The sequence below is a fragment of the Bordetella muralis genome (assembly GCF_054781015.1).
The window spans coordinates 106466-120873 of record NZ_BAAGVF010000004.1 but is presented as its reverse complement, the minus strand read 5'-3'; the positions used below and the strand labels follow the sequence as shown (position 1 = coordinate 120873).

The 14408-nt window shown below is 59.2% G+C and carries 14 protein-coding genes and 1 tRNA gene; 5 read left to right on the top strand and 10 right to left on the bottom strand.

What is annotated here, in order from left to right:
- Positions 1-24: 24 nt before the first annotated feature.
- The 8 genes from ispH to ACYVIT_RS09165 form a co-directional block, all read right to left on the bottom strand.
- Entirely contained in the window at positions 25-948 is a 924-nt protein-coding gene (ispH, locus tag ACYVIT_RS09200; protein WP_415807873.1) for a 4-hydroxy-3-methylbut-2-enyl diphosphate reductase, read from the bottom strand.
- Positions 949-1160: 212 nt separating this feature from the next.
- On the bottom strand, positions 1161-2237 hold the full coding sequence (locus tag ACYVIT_RS09195; RefSeq protein WP_415807872.1) for a terpene synthase family protein: 1077 nt from the start codon (positions 2235-2237) through the stop codon (positions 1161-1163).
- A gap of 455 nt (positions 2238-2692) precedes the next feature.
- A tRNA-Pro gene (locus ACYVIT_RS09190) sits at positions 2693-2769 on the bottom strand.
- Positions 2770-2910: 141 nt separating this feature from the next.
- The gene (locus ACYVIT_RS09185; protein ID WP_415807925.1) at positions 2911-3291 is read right to left on the bottom strand and encodes an RNA-binding S4 domain-containing protein; all 381 of its coding nucleotides are present in this window, start codon (positions 3289-3291) and stop codon (positions 2911-2913) included.
- Positions 3292-3397: 106 nt separating this feature from the next.
- Positions 3398-4030 carry a SagB/ThcOx family dehydrogenase gene (locus tag ACYVIT_RS09180; protein WP_415807871.1) on the bottom strand — a complete coding sequence of 211 codons (633 nt, stop codon included), beginning with the start codon at positions 4028-4030 and terminating at the stop codon, positions 3398-3400.
- Between the two features lie 170 nt (positions 4031-4200).
- The gene (locus ACYVIT_RS09175; protein WP_415807870.1) at positions 4201-5586 is read right to left on the bottom strand and encodes a YcaO-like family protein; all 1386 of its coding nucleotides are present in this window, start codon (positions 5584-5586) and stop codon (positions 4201-4203) included.
- An 8-nt stretch (positions 5587-5594) separates the two neighbouring features.
- Positions 5595-6224: a hypothetical protein gene (locus ACYVIT_RS09170; RefSeq protein ID WP_415807869.1), complete on the bottom strand. Its 630-nt coding sequence runs from the start codon at positions 6222-6224 to the stop codon at positions 5595-5597.
- A gap of 10 nt (positions 6225-6234) precedes the next feature.
- Entirely contained in the window at positions 6235-7143 is a 909-nt protein-coding gene (locus ACYVIT_RS09165) for a hypothetical protein (RefSeq protein ID WP_415807868.1), read from the bottom strand.
- A 17-nt stretch (positions 7144-7160) separates the two neighbouring features.
- Between ACYVIT_RS09165 and ACYVIT_RS09160 the strand changes: the two genes are divergently transcribed.
- Together ACYVIT_RS09160 and ACYVIT_RS09155 are read left to right on the top strand one after the other, a co-directional pair.
- Positions 7161-7808 carry a phosphatase PAP2 family protein gene (locus ACYVIT_RS09160; protein ID WP_415807867.1) on the top strand — a complete coding sequence of 216 codons (648 nt, stop codon included), beginning with the start codon at positions 7161-7163 and terminating at the stop codon, positions 7806-7808.
- A gap of 220 nt (positions 7809-8028) precedes the next feature.
- Entirely contained in the window at positions 8029-8628 is a 600-nt protein-coding gene (locus ACYVIT_RS09155; RefSeq protein ID WP_415807866.1) for a nitroreductase family protein, read from the top strand.
- 354 nt (positions 8629-8982) lie between these two features.
- Here ACYVIT_RS09155 and ACYVIT_RS09150 read toward each other — a convergent pair whose 3' ends face one another.
- Positions 8983-9906, bottom strand: coding sequence for a LysR family transcriptional regulator (locus ACYVIT_RS09150; protein WP_415807865.1), 924 nt, complete (start codon positions 9904-9906; stop codon positions 8983-8985).
- Positions 9907-10018: 112 nt separating this feature from the next.
- On the opposite strand from ACYVIT_RS09150, the gene ACYVIT_RS09145 reads away from it, so the two are divergent.
- The 3 genes from ACYVIT_RS09145 to ACYVIT_RS09135 all read left to right on the top strand — a co-directional run bounded on the left by ACYVIT_RS09145 (position 10019) and on the right by ACYVIT_RS09135 (position 13255).
- Entirely contained in the window at positions 10019-10984 is a 966-nt protein-coding gene (locus ACYVIT_RS09145) for a Bug family tripartite tricarboxylate transporter substrate binding protein (protein WP_415807864.1), read from the top strand.
- A 34-nt stretch (positions 10985-11018) separates the two neighbouring features.
- Complete coding sequence (locus ACYVIT_RS09140; RefSeq protein ID WP_415807863.1) at positions 11019-12182, top strand: mandelate racemase/muconate lactonizing enzyme family protein; 1164 nt, start codon at positions 11019-11021, stop codon at positions 12180-12182.
- A gap of 212 nt (positions 12183-12394) precedes the next feature.
- Complete coding sequence (locus tag ACYVIT_RS09135) at positions 12395-13255, top strand: amidohydrolase family protein (RefSeq protein WP_415807862.1); 861 nt, start codon at positions 12395-12397, stop codon at positions 13253-13255.
- A gap of 26 nt (positions 13256-13281) precedes the next feature.
- Here ACYVIT_RS09135 and ACYVIT_RS09130 read toward each other — a convergent pair whose 3' ends face one another.
- Positions 13282-14292 carry a helix-turn-helix transcriptional regulator gene (locus ACYVIT_RS09130; protein ID WP_460478183.1) on the bottom strand — a complete coding sequence of 337 codons (1011 nt, stop codon included), beginning with the start codon at positions 14290-14292 and terminating at the stop codon, positions 13282-13284.
- Between the last annotated feature and the right edge of the window lie 116 nt (positions 14293-14408).

Here is a 14408-nt window from a genome sequence, read left to right as displayed (position 1 = left end):
GCGGCATAGAAAGGAGATGGCGTGTCAATCAGCCAACCTTGCAGGCAAGCGAAATCGGACATTCTCCTCAATCGTCGACAATGTCGTCACTTCGGCATCGTGGCGGCGCTGCAATACCTCGACTAATTGATCGACGAGACTGTCCGGCGCGGATGCGCCGGCGGTAATGCCGACGGTACTCTTGCTGTGCAGCCATGCCGGATTCACTGCCGAGGCGTCGTCGATCAGGTAGCTCGGAACGCCGAGCTCCTCGCCGATCTCGCGCAGCCGATTGGAATTGGAGCTGTTCTGCGAGCCAACGACCAGAATGACCTCGGCGATTCTGGCCAGCTCTCGCACCGCGCGCTGCCGATTCTGCGTGGCGTAGCAGATATCCCTGATGTCCGGACCGACGATGGCCGGAAAGCGCGCCTTCAGTGCGTCGATGATCACCCGCGTATCGTCGATGCTCAGCGTCGTCTGGGTGATATAGGCCAACTTCTCGGGATCGTCGACAACGAGCGACGCCACCTCTTCGGCCGTAGAAATCAGCTTGACGGGGCCAGAAATCCGTCCCAGCGTCCCGATGATCTCGGCATGTCCTGCATGGCCGATCAGGATGACGGTTCGGCCCTCTCCCGCGTAGCGCTGCCCTTCTATGTGAACTTTGGTCACCAGGGGGCAGGTGGCGTCGATCACATCGAGCGTTCGCTGCTGGGCATTGCGTTCGACTGAGTATGCGACGCCATGTGCACTGAAGACAGTGACGCTGCCAGGCGGAACCACGTCGAGTTCATCCACGAACACCGCGCCTTTGGCTTCGAGATCTGCCACGACATGGCGGTTATGGACAATCTCATGACGCACGTAGACCGGCGGGCCAAATCGGCTCAATGCCCGCTCTACGATCTCGATCGCCCGTTCGACGCCGGCACAGAATCCTCTAGGTCGAGCTAATACAATCCGCATGAGCTACCCTTTGCTGAAACCACTAACCTATTGAGGCGGCCGTTTCGATTCACATGATTGGCGTGCCAAGATGGCCGGCTCGTCTATGAGATCGAACAGCTCGTGAGTGAGAGAGACGTCCGTATGAGCACACCGGACAACCGTCGCGCTGGATCTATGTGCACGGTCCGCAATCGAACGACGTGCATCAGCGGGACGCCACAGCTCCCAAGCTAAGAACCCGTCTGAACCGCGACTGCATGCGGTACGAGTAACTCCGGAAGGAAGCTGGGCGGCTGGTCCTTCGTTGTGTATTCAATTTTCACAAGGCGATCAGTCTTCAAAGACCAATCATAGTGGCCGCGGATCATCCGCTGATACTCCTGAACCGTTCGCATGGCCGCCGCCTTGGTCGCCGCATCAACGCCAAGAGCGTCAAGCTCTCCGGGAAGTTCAGATTTCGCCGTAAGGAATGCCGCAACATGGCCGGTAGTGACAGCATTGGCCAAATCGATTGCGTGCTGTAGTGAGCATTCTTGCACTTCGCGCGCAACCACGACCATGTTGAAGGGATAGTCACGCGCTACCTCCTTCTCGAGCCCAATGATGTCATTGTGTAGCCCCGTAATAAGAACGCCAGATGCACGTAGCGCCAGAAACGCTTCACACTCGATCACGTGGTCGGGCAAATCGGCCTGCGCGATGATCTCGAAAATGTCGAAGATCATCCGCATGCCAGTCGAGTTCTTACGGTGTGCCAGATACTCCCCGATCCCGAGACGCTCGTTGCCAGCGCGGTGAATGGCCTCAAAGCGATATGAGTCGATATAGGAACGAGCGTCTCGAGCCAGCCGACGCAGCCAAGCCGACGATCGCGACCCGCGAGTAGTGCGGCCCCACAGATCTGCAAGCGCGAGCGCGAGAGGGTTGGTCGCGGGAGGAGAGACGTCGTTAAGAACGCCCATGAATGGGGCGATCATCTCCGGCACGAGATCGGGACGAACGCCAAGAGGTCCGTCGTCGAATTGATCGTCAAATAGAAAAAACCAGGTGTACCACTGGGCCATCAGATCAAGCAGATCCTTATCTGCAGTCGGATGAGAGAGCTTCGTGAGTTGACCGAATCGCGCCTCCTGAAATCGAGTTCGCGAGGCAGGGGTCGGAAGCAGGCCATGCATCTCAGCCCATCTCGTTGTAGCTTCCTCGGGAGAAGGCAACGGATTCACTTCCTGTGGAAATGGCATAACGAACGCTGGCATCTGAAAATCCAGCAAGCTGGAGTGCGGCTCGGACTCGGTACACAAAGTCATTTACTTCCCTCGATGTAGGAAAAAATTTCTTCGACGCCATGGTCCGCTGCGCAGACATGCCGATTAATGACTAGATACCATATTGCACAGTATTGCACGTCAATGCCAATAAGCGCCTATATTCGCACAAAATATATGAATGTTTTGATACAAATCATGAATGTGAGATTGAGCGCGATGATCCAGAGACCGCGTGCCTTCCATATAGCTCGTTCTTTGCGTTCAAGCGATGCGTCTCGTCGACGATCAGGAAATCGTACGAGCTTGGCTCGTTGTCGACGAAGCGTCCCGAGCCGCAGAACAGGCTGGCAAATTTTGTCTGGTAATGGTTCCAGCCCGTCTGATGAATACCCATCCCCGTTAATGGGGCAGCGCTCTCGTTGCCCGGCAGTGAGGCAAAATTCCCAGAAAGGGAAAAGGCCTACAGATCTAGATCTGTAGGCCTTTGATTTCATTGGTCGGGGCGGCGGGATTCGAACTCGCGACCCTCTGCTCCCAAAGCAGATGCGCTACCAGGCTGCGCTACGCCCCGTGGGTACTGATTTGCCTTGACCGTAAACGAAAAAACGCGTCGTTCTCGTCAGGGAACGGAATGCTACCACAATCAACGAATCAGCGCCGGGAGCCGGCACGGGTTGGCGATTGCCTCGTTACAGCAGTTATCCTTGCAGACTCACTTGCCACGCATCTGATCAATCAGCCGTCGATCACGTTTGGTGGGGCGCCCTGCAGCGATACCTTGGGCGGGTTCGGGAGCCAGTCTGCGCATCTCGGCAGCGCGCTCGCGTGCCGCGATGCTTTCTGCAGTTTCTTCGTAAAGCAGGCGCGCGACCGGCGCAGGACCGCGTACGGCGCTCAGCGCTCGAACGTGTACGTGAATCGGCGGATCTTCCTTACGCACGCTCACCCGATCGCCTACGGCGATTTCACGTGCGGGTTTGGCGGCCTGATCATTGACCAGTACCCGCCCCTTACCGATTTCCTGCGAGGCCAGGCTGCGCGTCTTGTAAAAGCGCGCCGCCCACAACCATTTGTCCAGTCGTAATTTATCCATCATGGAAATATTCTAGCGGGGGCGAGCTCCAATGTGGGCTCGCAACGCCCGACCCACATGCACCGAGCAGCACGGTACAGAACCCGCTGCCCATGCAAGCCACGGTTTACGCTTTCTTGGGGCCAAACGCATACGCTGATACGGCCACGTGACGAGGCGCCGACAATCCTAAAAGCGCCAGCACCGCCTCATCGTGATAGGAACCAATCGCGCAGCCTGCCCAGTCGATCTGCGCAACTTGATAGCTGAGCGCGCCGAGCTGAACGCCTGCCTCGATCAGCAGAAAGCGCCCGCCACGCTCGCCGTATTTGGCGAGCGTATTCTCTGGACGAGCGACCATGAAAACGACGGCCGCAGGCTCATCGATCCAGTCCACTCCCAATGTGTGCGCCAGATCCGGCCAAGAGGGGCAAGCGCATACCGGTGCCAGCCCGTGACGCACATTATCGTACCAGGCAATTTGGCCGGATAATGCCTTTGGACCGTCCAATCGGCACAACGCCACATAAGTCTGAATGGGATACTTGGCGCCGCCCGACGGCAACAGCCGTGTTGTGCCCTGCGAACGCGTTCGCAGCGGATGCAGTACGTGCCCCAGGTCGCGCAACGTTGCGGACTCATCGCCGAATGAGCGTGAACTGGCACGACGATTCCAGACAGAGGTATCACGATCTGGCGCATCGGCATCGTCATTCGACACTTCGGGCAGCGCCAGCGTACCGGCTCGATGTACTGGCATCGGCGTTCCTGCCGGCCTTACAGCGTCACGCGCTATACGCTGCCCCATCGCCATTGCCCGGCTATCGTTGAGCGCTCCGTTTGTCCAGAACAGATGAAACAAAGGCGCATCGGCCCAGGGCGAATCTGAATCGGAATGCATATGGGATGCCATGGCAACGGGCCGGGTTCTCAGCCCAACGGATGAGGAAGAGGATTCGGAAAAGCTGTGTGGCGCACACTACCGGGATAACGCCATTGGATATCCGCACAACGGCCACCCAGAAACGGCGCGCGTTCGTCGGCGTGCAATCCGCTCAATTGCGGCGACAGCACTCGCATCACACGAAGACCGGTGGCCGCCACATCGACCGTCGTGAGCTCTCGATAGTAAAGATCAATGCCGCTACTCGTCAGTGATACCTGCAATGCACGCAACTGCGCCAAGGACTGGCCGCAGCCTGATACATCAGAGCACACGTTATCAGCTGCCATGGTGCGGCTCACAGCGCTCGCCATTGCCGCCTCGACGCTCTCTGCCCGTGTTCTCCTCGTTGCCGTTACTGCGTCAAAAGCCCGCTCGACATGAGGCGTGGCGTGTTCCATCAACGCAGTCTGGCGCCACAAATCAGGCCGCAAGGTATAGAACACGGCATGCTGATCAAAACGGCGCAACGCATCAGGCTGACGCGGCAAATCGTCGCCTCGATCTGCCAGATGAGATGCAAAGGTCAACGCCTGTGCCCATTCCAATAGCGCTTTATGCAATGCCTCGCTCAAGTTCGCACGACACGCAACGCCCAACACAAAACGTGGATGCCCCGCATATGGCAGGCCGCCGGCGACAGCGACGACACGATGAGGATTCCACGCCTGGGTCAGATCAAAGGCCGCGATTTCCCCGCCACTGGCAGCGACATAATCGGTCCACTCGACAGGCAAGCTCAACTGGCGGCCACCCAGGCCATTGAGCCATGTTGTCGCCAACGCGTCGCGCTCTAATAATTCCTGCGCGGCGCGCAAGACAGCAAGCCAAGGCCCATTAGCCTCGTCGCGCCACGCGGCAAGGCCGCTGGATGTCGAAGGCATGCGCGCCTGGCCCGATCGCGGGCCCAACCCAACCAGTTCTTGGGGCACCCAATACATCTGGTTGTCGGCGAGCCGATATACCGGCGCATAGAGATCATCTGGCGAGGGCACCATCGGCCACGGAAAATCGGGCTGTGCTCGCTGCTCAGAGGAAAACAAGGCGAACACGTCGTCATCCAGTCGCTCGTCGTCAACGAGTTGTGAACGCATACGCAAGGTCAATGTGGCCTGCGCCGCCGCCAGACGCTCCAGGGCCTCTGCGATCGCGCCAGCGATGGCACCCCGCGAATCCAGCGCGACGGCCCCGGATACCGTTTGCCATGCGTTCACGGGGTCTTTGGGCACCGCCGCATTCGCCAGCAGCTTGCCGTCAAAGATCGGACCCAGCCTGTCGCAAGGCTGCGGATCGACAGGGCTGACGGGCGGCACCAGCCCGCAACGTGCGCCTGCCGCCTGCTCCAGTAAACGGTGCGATAACAGCTGAGGCATATCCGCAGTCACATGTTCTCAATCCAGAAATACATCTCAAGCGCCGCGCACGCCACAATGCCGATCAACATCAACAGCGCGACGGCAGCCCCCCGCCCAGGAGATCGATTCGAACGTTCGTAAACTACGCAGAATATGCCGATGTAAACCGCGAAAAAGGCAATGGCGCCAAACAGAGGCTGTACGAGAAACCCGAGCACCCCTGCAATGGCAGCCAATACAATCGACAGCGCCCCCATCGTGCGGCGCTCGCCCTTCGACATAGGCTGGCGCAGGCCTGCGGACAAGCGTGCATCGTAATGTCGGCCAGTCTCTGATGTTGCCATGGGCGCTTGTACAGGCGAGGCACTCGCTTGCCCATTCGTATCGATATGATCCGCTGCAGGCACGATGACAGCGGACGATGATGGCTCAGTCGCAGCAACCGTTGAAGACGCGCCGGCCGAAGTCGAGTCAGACGCTCCCGCTCGCCCCAACACCTCGGGTACAAGCCCCGAGAAAATCGACGATGTGGCCACACTCGCGATGCCGACGGTGACCAGACAACTGCTGCACGTCGTCGACGTCGATCCGCCCCCAGCCGCTGACAGATTATCCTGGCGCCCAGAGGGATCGAACTGATCAGGCAGACGATACAAGGCAAACTCCTCAATGACCCGCCGGGCCAGACAAGGGGACAGGCGGAGACACCTGCCAAGGTAGATCCAACGCCCCGGCCAACGGGTCATGCCGGCTCTCACATACCGGGCACCAGGGGAGTTGGAAGACCTTGTCACGCACACTGGACAAGGACTGTAAATTCAAACTGACGCTATGTTCGATGAACGGCAGCAGGCCGCCAGGCGCCGTCAACAAAGGCGCCAACAAGGCAGCGATCGTGTGCGGTCGGGTCGACACGGCGGGTTTGGCAGGGCCTGACAAATCGCCCCAGCGATGAGCAACACGATGCCCCAGGCATGCGACGCACGCCGTATCGCCTGGCACAACGTACGGGCCAATACTCACCGTGTGGTGATACGCCGTATCGATGAACAAGTGCCGCTGCCGCGGCCGCAACGCGGCATAGGACCTCAACGCGGACTCCCATTGAGCATTGGTGCGCACGACGAGCAGGAGATCCTCGATATTGCCATCCGTGGCGGCAACGGCATCAGGCGGCACATCGCCCTGCAATGCGATTCGGTATTCCGCGACCATCGTGGTCAATACCGGCATCAACGCATCACACGGATCCCCTAGCCACGCGACCGAAAAACGGTTGACCTCGCCCAACGCCCGAGGCGGCACCAACGCCCCGACCCGCCGTATCTGACGCACCGCTGCGCCACATTCCGGATCATCCCGCAACGAGGACAAACTCCCGTTTTGCCATGCCTGAAAAACGCGATGTACACAAGCATCGGAGACGGCTTCGTCTACGATATAGGTTTCGTCGGCACCACCAGTCAACACGAGCAGCATACGCCCGTCATGCGCCTGCTCCAGCAACGTCCAGGCTGGACTGTTGACCCAGCGGTCGCCAGGATGAGATAAGGCCGCGCTCGAGTTATCTGTCATCAACCTGCAAAACAATAATGGTGCAAGAATCGGAGTTTACCGGTGATCGAGAGATATCGGATCATCCCTGGCGAGAAGCCATCGGCTGGATGCTGCTTTCGAGTCTGCTGTTTCTCATCGGCTACAGCCTGACCAATCGCTGGGCGGCGGCCCAGCCCGACGCCGTGTCATGGCATACCGCGTGGGACGACAAGATTCCCTTTCTGGCCTGGACGATCTGGCCTTACCTCAGCCTGAACCTCATTTTTCCCTGCACGTTTTTCGCGTTCGAGCGCCTGCACGCATTGCGGCGGCATGCTGCCCGCATTGTGGCGGCGCAACTAACCTGCTTTGCGGCATTTGCGCTCGTTCCCTCGATCAACGTACGCCCGTTGCCCCAGCCGGATGGAGTGACAGGCCTGCTCTTTAGCCAATTGAGGGCATTTGAGCAGCCCTACAACATGTTCCCGTCACTGCATGCGGCGACGCTGCTATTGGTCTGGTCAGCGTGGTTGCCGCAGTTACAGCATCACCGCCTGGCTCGCTGGGCATGGCATGGCTGGTGCCTGCTGGTGCTGGTTTCCACGGTCACGACATGGCAGCACGATCTCTGGGACATTGCGGCCGGACTGGCGGTCGGATTCGCCACTCTGGTGATCTGGCCCATGCGATCCGTTTCGCATTGACGTCCCCTGCCAGGCCAACTCCCTACTCCCGTGCGGGGGCAAAAGGAAAGGTGGATGGCCGGCATTTTCCCCTGGGGGCTCCATTAGCACCACCAGAGGAACAATTTGTCCTACGCCAAAACGTGCTTTTTCCGGCGAAAACCGGTGACGTTGATGCAACGCAGCAGTTAGAATTTGCCCGTACTTTCACTGTCTATCTATTAGTCGGGAGACTTCTTTCATGAGCAACGCCTTTCTTGAAGCGCTGAAGCAACGCCGCACCCAATATGCATTGGGTCGCAACCTGTCGGCCTCGAAAGCGGAACTGACCGCCCTGATCCAGGACGCCATCAAGCACAGCCCCTCGTCATTCAACTCGCAAAGCTCGCGAGCCGTCATCCTGTTTGGCGCCGAAAGCGACAAAGTCTGGCAAATCGCGATTGACGAGGTCCGCAAAGTCGCCCCGGCCGAAGGCTTTGACAAAACCGAAGCCAAACTCAAGAGCTTTGCCGCCGGCGTAGGCACTGTCCTGTTCTACGAAGACCAAGACGTCGTGCGCAGCCTGCAAGAACAGTTCGCCCTGTACGCTGACAACTTCCCCGTCTGGTCGGAACAATCGGGCGGCATGGCCCAGCTGTCCACCTGGGCAGCCCTGGCCAACGCCGGCGTAGGCGCCAGCCTGCAGCACTACAACCCGCTCATCGACGCCGCCGTCGCTGCCGAATGGAACATCCCCGCCAGCTGGAAATTGCGCGCCCAGATGCCCTTTGGCTCGAACGAAGCCTCCTTCGGCGACAAAGCCTTCATGGACGACGCCGAACGCTTCCGCGTAGTCGGCTAACCAGCAAAAAAGCCCCGACGTACCCGCAAAGCCAGCGGCTCCGACCCACCGTAGCCGCAGCTTTGCCATCCCACGTCCGCCGCATTCCCTCATCGTCCGCCGCACTTTCTCGTCGTCCGTCGCATTTCCTCAATGCGAGTCCCGGCCGCGTGCCTGAGCGAGGTGCCGGGCCGTAGAGCGCGGATTTAGCCTCGCGCAGCGAGGCCGAGGCCCCTGGTCATGGGCCGAGTCCGTGCGATAGGCCCGGCACCTCGCTCAGGCACGCGGCCGGGACGTCTCCATAGAGACACCTCCGAACAGCAACGAACACTCCACCGCTACGCCTCGCAACATCTGTTCTAGGCGCGCCCTCCTTTACCGCCAAACCGCCCCGCCCGAAAGCCGAGCAAACGCCTCCCCGAGAAAATCAACAAACACCCGCACCCGCCGCGCCATTTGATGCCGCTGCGGATAAACCGCGTAGATATTCGCCTCAGGCGTCCGATAGTTCCTCAGCACCACCTGCAATCGCCCGCTCTCCAGATACCGGGCTACGTCCCACTCCGCCCGCATGATGATGCCCAGCCCATCCAGTGCCCACTGCACCGCGATGTCGCCGTCATTCGTCACCAGCGGCCCGTTGATCTTGGCCAACTCCGACCCTTGCGCCGAGGACAATCGCCACAGGCCATGCGCCTCATCCCCGTGCCGGATCGCAATGCAATGATGACGCGCCAGATCGCGCGGCGTCTTCGGCACCCCATACTTTTGCAGGTAATCCGGCGAGGCACACAATAGCCGCCGATTATTCGCGAGTTTCCGCGCGACCATACGCGAGTCGGGAGGCTCGCCAAAACGGATACACACATCAAAAGAGTTATCCGATGCCGGCGGCGGATTGACGGTCAATTGCAGCTCGACATGTACCTTGGGATAACGCTGATAGAACCTCGATATCAGGGGCGCAATATGGTTGCGCCCAAAACCCAGCGTGGCATTGACTCTCAGCAATCCCTGAGGCTCGACACGCGATTTTGATAGATAGTGCTCAAAATCCTGAATATCCGAAAGAATGCGCCGGGCGTGACTGAGATATTCCTCTCCCTCTGCCGTCAGGCTCATTCGCCGCGTCGTCCGCGCCAACAGCGCCACGCCGAGCCGTTCCTCCAATAATTTCAGGCGGCGTGTCGCCGCCGGCGGAGAAATTCCCAACTCCCTGGCCGCCGCGGTCAGGCTGCCCGCATTCACCAACAGACTGAAAAAAGCCATCTCGGCAGAAGCACCCGTCAACTCGTTCATTATTAACCTGGGGCTGAAAAGTAGAGTCAGTTTTGGGCCATTTTAAACACCCATAACCCGTGTCTAATTTCTGCATGCAGGACTTCCATTCATAAAACAAACCGGAGACAACATGCATAAATTACAGAAACTCTTGCTGATAGGCGCGTGCGTAGCTACGTTTGCCTCGCACGCCACCACGACCTATCCCACACGCCCCGTCACCGTCGTCGTTCCTTATTCCCCAGGGGGAACAACGGACATCATGGCGCGCATTGCCTCACAAGCGCTCATGGAGTCCACGGGCCAATCCTTTGTGGTCGAAAACAAGGGTGGCGCCAGCGGCACGATCGCCATGGGCTTTGTCGCCAACGCGCAGCCCGATGGCTATACCCTGCTATCCAACGAGATGACGCAGACCATCGTGCCCAGTCTGTTTCCATCCCTCACGTTCGATCCCATCAAAGATCTGGACGGCGTTTCCATCTATGCAGAAGCCCCCTATGTACTGACCGTCAGCTCAAAACTGCCCGTCAATACACTGCAGGAGCTGGTCGACTATGCCAAAGCCAATCCCGGCAAGGTCAATTTCGCATCGGGGGGTGTCGGCAGCGGCCCCCACATGGCAGGTGAACTCCTGAAATCTGTCGCAGGCATCGATATGACTCATGTGCCCTACAAGGGCTCAGGGCCGGCACTGAATGATCTGCTCAGCGGCCAAGTCGATGTATTGATTACTGCAGCTCCCACTGCCGCGCCCTATGTCGATTCCGGCCGCCTCAAGGTATTGGCCGTCGCTCACGACAAACGCGTCAGCACGTTGCCCAAGGTACCCACAGCGGCAGAGGCCGGTTTCCCCGAGTTTCGCGTTGCCAATTGGTTCGGATTTGCCGTACCCAAAGGAACACCCAGCGCGGTCAGCCAGACCTTATTTGCAGACCTCAAGCAAGCATTGGATAAGCAGAGCTTTCGCGACAAGCTCATCGCAGCGGGTGCGGAGCCCGTCACGATGACACCGGAGCAGACCAAGCAATTCATCGAGAACGAAGCCCAGAGATGGGGTGCGCTCATCAAGAAAGCCAACATCGTCAATAACTGACAACCCACGCATCAACGACAGGGAACCCAGCAGCATGAAGATCAAGAAAGTAGAACCTTTGCACGTAGGCCAATTCATGTTCGCGCGTATCACGACTGATGCGGGCATCATTGGTTTCGGTGAAGCCGGAACCTGGGGTCACATCCAGGCGGCCGGGGCCTGCATTGCCCGCTTTGCAGAGTATCTGGAGGGCAAAGACCCGTTCCCCATCGAACATCACTGGAACGTCATGCATCGTTTCAGCTATTTTCAGGGGCTCGCCGAAAACGCCGCCATCTCTGCGATCGATATGGCATTGTGGGACATCAAAGGCAAGGCCCTCGGCGTGCCGATCTATGAACTGCTCGGCGGCGCAGCGCGCACCAAGGCTCGTATCTACGGCCATATCTACGAAAACACCATAGAAAAAATGCTGGTCGAATGCGAAGCAAAAATGAATGCCGGCTTCACCGCGTTTGGCCATTTGAATCCATTCCTGGACGAAGGACACGATCAGGTCTACTTCAAGACGCATATCAAAAAGATGCGTGATGCAATCGACAACACGGAACGTATGCGCGAAGTCGTTGGAGACCGCGTGGATCTGCTGATCGAAATCCATCGGCGGCTGACGCCGGCAGAGGCCATCACCTTTTCCCACGGTATTGAGCACACCCATCCGATGTTCATAGAAGACCCCATTCGCCCTGAAAGCAATGATGCGATGGCGCGTGTGGCGGAGAAAATCAATATTCCGATCGCGACGGGTGAACGCTTCTCTACGCTGTACGAATTCGAAGCACTGCTGGCGAGAAACGGTGCGGAGTACGCACGCGTAGACCTGTGTCTATGCGGCGGCATTACGGGCGCCAAGAAGGTCGCGGCCATCGCCGAAGCCCATCAGGTGCAGGTCGTACCGCACAATCCCCTATCGCCCATCGGCCTGGCTGCCTGCTTGCAAGTCGCTGCCGCCATTCCCAACTTTGCCATTCAGGAATACGCAACGGGCTTCGAAGCGGGGATTTTCGAATCACGTGCGGAACACCTGGGCAGCGATGTCGTCGATGTGGTTCCTCTGCCAACAGACGGCTTTGTCGACATCCCGACAGGCCCTGGCCTGGGCATGAATCTGCTGCCAGATGCCCAAAAAATTCGCCCACCGCTGACCAAACCGATTTCCATGCGACGCCATTTTGACGGATTTGTCGTCGATCAATAAGCGATACAGCAGAACCCGTGCGCCGGCTCGTGTCACGCGCCGGCCATCTGCTATGGCCCTCTCGCGTGAATTGGTTTTGATGGGGCCGCTGACAAGCGCGGTATTGAAACCCGTACTCGCACGGGGTGGTCTTTTTTCTTGCATGCTTAAAATCGAGGATTGCCGCCCACAACAGACTGGGCTCTCCCTTTTGACAGCATGCAGGAACACTCGTGACCGCACCGACTCAAGCCGCCTCCGAAATCCCAGCTACCGCATCGCACGAGGTGCAATTCCTGCCCGCAAATGCCTGCGATTCGCACATTCACATTTACAACCCCGACTTGATCGCAGCACCAGCCGCGCCCAATCCCCTGGCATCCTGCACCGCGCAGGCCTATCGGCAAGTGCGAGACGAACTAGGCCTGCAGCGCGCCGTGGTCGTCACCCCTGCGCCTCATGTCACGGACAATCGCGTCACGCTGGACGCCATCGAGCAATTGGGCGCCAGTCAGACGCGCGGTGTCGGTGTGGTGTTCCCTGACGTGTCTGACGGCGAATTGCAAACTCTGCATCAAGGCGGCATTCGCGGCATCCGCTTTACTGTCGCCATCGCCCATACCTCGATTGTGCGTATCGATATGATCGAGCCGCTGGCCAGGCGCATTGCCTCGCTGGGGTGGCATGTACAACTGCACATGACGCCCGCGCAGATCGCGGAAAACGCTGACATGATTTTGCGCCTGCCCTGCACGGTGGTGTTTGACCACCTGGGGCGCATGGCGCCGACGACAGATGCCTATGAAGCAGCGCGGCGAGTCGTCCATACACGGCTGCAAGGAGGCACGGGCTGGGTCAAGCTATCGGGCCATTATCTGGCAGGCGGCGTCGACTCGGCGGCGCCTGTCGCCAATGAACTATTGCAGGCTGCACCCGAGCGATTGGTATGGGGATCCGACTGGCCCCATCCGACGGAGATGCCGACACCACCCGCTACCGCGTCGACATTGGCAGCGCTGCACACCTGGGTGCCAGACAGCGAATTACGCGCTCGCATCCTCGTGGATAACCCGGCAGAGCTATACGGATTCTGACACGCTGAAGAAACGCCTGAACGTCATCATTCAGGCACTCGCCGCCCGGCTTGCCCGGGCGGTATGCCATATCGCTGACGAAATGCCGTGGCGAAGTTCGCCGGGCTGGAATAGCCTGCAATCAATGCCGCCTGGGTCACGCTGATCGCGTCGCGTTCCAGCGCCATACGCGCACGGTCCAGGCGCGCGTCGCGCAGATAAGCAAACACCGTTTTGCCCCAGACCGCACGAAAATGACGCTGCAGGGTATTCACGCTCAGGCAGGCATGCTTGGCAATCTGCACCAGGCTCATCTCGTCGGCCTCCCCACTGTCGAGCAACTCGCGCACCTGCTCCATCCGGGATCGCTCTCGCTGCCGCAACCCGTCGGCCACCGGTGACAGCACCGCGCCGCTCAGGCTGCTCAACGCCTCCACCGCCAGACCGAGCGACCGGGATTCTTGATACATGCGCAGCAATGCGCCGTCCAGCTCAGACGGCGCCAACAGTTGCTCGACCAATGCGATGGCATGCGCAGAGGCATTCCAGGGATGTACCGACAGATGCTGCCGGGCGAACGCCAGACATGAAGGCAAAGCCTCCCCTAAACGCTGCTGTAGCCACGTGTCGCTCACGGTCAGACTGACACTGCGCTCGAGATCGCCTCGACGGGACTGCCGCTTGAACGCGGCGGGCTGCGTCAAAGCCACCACGGCCCCGCACGCGCCGCCATCCGGCCGAGGCCCTAACAGCAAGCGGTATCCGTCGTAGCTGACGTCGGCCTTGCCACCCACCGTCAGGGCAATACGCAGCCCAGGTTGCAAGTGGGCATGTACCGCAACGCCCTGCAAGTCGCGCGCATCCACTCGATGCAGACTCAGGCCATCGGCTAGCTGCACCGTATCCACCACCCCCTCAAACATGGGGCGGTTCGTGCCAGGCGCCACCACGGCGTAGTGCACCGCGCTATGGCGCGCCTGCCGGTGCAAGGCGGGTTCGTCGAGCAAGGGAGCGTTGCGCCGCAGTGCCGCGCTATGACTGAGCGATACCGAACTCATACAGATACGAACAGAGAGAAATGGGGATTTAGCAAAACAATCTAGTGTGCAAGCAAAGCCCAGACCTGAGCTTTGCTGACATAATCCTGACGTAAAAATGATAGTGTAAATCATTC

What these genes read in the sequence shown, in the direction of transcription:
- ispH (WP_415807873.1), bottom strand. Translation starts at nt 948, where the DNA reads ATGCGGATTGTATTAGCTCGACCTAGAGGATTCTGTGCCGGCGTCGAA.
- ACYVIT_RS09195 (WP_415807872.1), bottom strand. Translation starts at nt 2,237, where the DNA reads ATGACTTTGTGTACCGAGTCCGAGCCGCACTCCAGCTTGCTGGATTTT.
- ACYVIT_RS09185 (WP_415807925.1), bottom strand. Translation starts at nt 3,291, where the DNA reads ATGGATAAATTACGACTGGACAAATGGTTGTGGGCGGCGCGCTTTTAC.
- ACYVIT_RS09180 (WP_415807871.1), bottom strand. Translation starts at nt 4,030, where the DNA reads ATGCCAGTACATCGAGCCGGTACGCTGGCGCTGCCCGAAGTGTCGAAT.
- ACYVIT_RS09175 (WP_415807870.1), bottom strand. Translation starts at nt 5,586, where the DNA reads ATGCCTCAGCTGTTATCGCACCGTTTACTGGAGCAGGCGGCAGGCGCA.
- ACYVIT_RS09165 (WP_415807868.1), bottom strand. Translation starts at nt 7,143, where the DNA reads ATGACAGATAACTCGAGCGCGGCCTTATCTCATCCTGGCGACCGCTGG.
- ACYVIT_RS09160 (WP_415807867.1), top strand. Translation starts at nt 7,161, where the DNA reads ATGGTGCAAGAATCGGAGTTTACCGGTGATCGAGAGATATCGGATCAT.
- ACYVIT_RS09155 (WP_415807866.1), top strand. Translation starts at nt 8,029, where the DNA reads ATGAGCAACGCCTTTCTTGAAGCGCTGAAGCAACGCCGCACCCAATAT.
- ACYVIT_RS09150 (WP_415807865.1), bottom strand. Translation starts at nt 9,906, where the DNA reads ATGAACGAGTTGACGGGTGCTTCTGCCGAGATGGCTTTTTTCAGTCTG.
- ACYVIT_RS09145 (WP_415807864.1), top strand. Translation starts at nt 10,019, where the DNA reads ATGCATAAATTACAGAAACTCTTGCTGATAGGCGCGTGCGTAGCTACG.
- ACYVIT_RS09140 (WP_415807863.1), top strand. Translation starts at nt 11,019, where the DNA reads ATGAAGATCAAGAAAGTAGAACCTTTGCACGTAGGCCAATTCATGTTC.
- ACYVIT_RS09130 (WP_460478183.1), bottom strand. Translation starts at nt 14,292, where the DNA reads ATGAGTTCGGTATCGCTCAGTCATAGCGCGGCACTGCGGCGCAACGCT.